Source organism: Paenisporosarcina sp. P4_E4_2, assembly GCF_056401595.1.
Genome location: NZ_JBFUJC010000474.1, coordinates 1 through 1,829, shown reverse-complemented (window position 1 = coordinate 1,829; position 1,829 = coordinate 1). Strand labels below are relative to the sequence as shown.

The window sequence follows — 1,829 nt, the reverse complement described above, 5'->3', positions numbered from 1 at the left end:
ATACTGATGAAGTCACGTTTCTTTTTAACAAATTTGTTTCTTATTTAAGTTATGCCGTTGTCTTTGTCATTCCAGCTCTCCTATTAATTCTGTCAATCATATTTAAAAAGCATGAAACTGGTGATACAGCTTGAGAAAAAGACTCTTACTGATTTTGATAATCATAAATATCTTTTTGGCAGGTTGTTGGGACCAACACCAGCTTGTTAATAAAACACTCGTAAACGGAATCAGTTTTGATTTAACAGAAGAAGGCAAAATACACGCTACAGTTCGAGCCTTGAATATAAAAAGTAAAGGAGGAGGACAATTTGAAATTGAAGATGAACTTGTGAGTGCTGAAAGACCTACTTTGGCGGGTTTAGCAATCGATATTAATAGCATGACAGCTGGGCAGGTGGATTTCAGTCAAGCACATATTATTTTAATCGGTGATGAATTGGCTCAAAATGGGATTCATCAATTACTAGATCCTTTTTATCGAGGAAAAGAATCGAATATTGTAGCCAAAATTGCGATTACAAAAGGTAAAGCAGAAGATATCATATCTTCAGAAAAAGAAAAAAGCCCGATTGCATTCTTTATTTTACAAGCGATTGAAGGAGCAGAGGAATCTACCTTAATACCAGAAGAAACTATTTTTACTGTATGGACAAACATTCAAACTACGGGCAAAGATTTTATCTTACCCTATTTAGAAAAAGGAGAATCAGATAAAATTGCGATTGCTGGGGTAGCCCTTTTTAATGGAGATAAGTTTTCTGGAAAAACCTTATCAAAGGAGCAAAGCAGTTTATTATTACTATTACTCGATCAATTAAAAAAGACGAACAATATGGAACTCATGCTAAATCAAGCGAGTGAAGAAGATCGATCCATTGCTTTTTCTACACGGAAGATGAAAAGAAACATGGAGATAAAGGTAGACAAAACAAGTGGAGATATAACTTGTATCATAGATATTAGCATCCAAATAGAAGTGAATACCTATCCACAAAATCTCAATAAAGATTTAAATATAAAAAAATTAAATAAAGAAATTTCTGTAGAATTAACCAATCAGGCTAAGGAAGTCATCGCTATTCTTTTACAAGCAAATTGCGATGCATTTGGGATTGGAATGAGATTAGCTAATACACATCCTGACTTATGGAAGAAAATGAATTGGGATGAAGATTTTAAAAATGTTCAAATAGAGCCAAAAGTTAATGTAAGTATTATAAAAACAGGTGCTGTCTATTAGACATTACCTGTTTTTATTTTTCAATAACGAAGAATTTCGAGACTTGGTAACTGTGGAACTCTCATCCCCTCCTCATGTTTGGTTGGTAAATTATCATCCAGTTCTTTCGAACGTTTGACGTGCATTGGATTGACCATGACGAGTGGGATTCCATATTGGTCTAGGAAATAAGCTAAATTCATCCAGCTGTGACCCGTAGGTTCAATTTCAATAACTACTTCTGTCTTCTGAGTTTCTTTCATCGTTGAATCCTCTTTTTCTTGCAAGCCCCCGGCAATCTTTCTAACAGGAATGCTGCCCCTTTAGTTAAGATGCAACTTCTCTTCTATTACATATCATTTATGACGAAGTAAACTTCATTCAAATCTTGCCTTAGTATTTATCTCATCTTTAACCCATCTTTATTTACGAGCTTTATCATTATTGTTAGCAGATTAATAGTAATAATTTGTTAGTAGAGGAGAGCGTGGTGAAATATAGATGATATCTCGAGAAAAGAGAACACAAAAGAGATTAAAAAGAGTAATTGTAAGCCTGTTTGTGGTAGTAATTGTATTCTCACTCATTTACCTTTTCATTGGAATGT

At 33.8% G+C, this 1,829-nt stretch carries 1 protein-coding gene and 1 pseudogene; one reads left to right on the top strand and one right to left on the bottom strand.

Features of this window, described 5'->3' with window-relative positions:
- The first annotated feature begins 130 nt into the window (after window positions 1-130).
- A complete protein-coding gene (locus AC1DSB_RS18810) occupies window positions 131-1,243 on the top strand; it encodes a Ger(x)C family spore germination protein (protein WP_477533205.1) in 1,113 nt (370 codons plus the stop codon).
- A 71-nt stretch (window positions 1,244-1,314) separates the two neighbouring features.
- On the opposite strand, the pseudogene AC1DSB_RS18805 reads toward AC1DSB_RS18810, so the two are convergent.
- Window positions 1,315-1,485, bottom strand: a pseudogene (locus AC1DSB_RS18805) (IS110 family transposase); the annotation flags it as partial.
- Window positions 1,486-1,829: the final 344 nt, after the last annotated feature.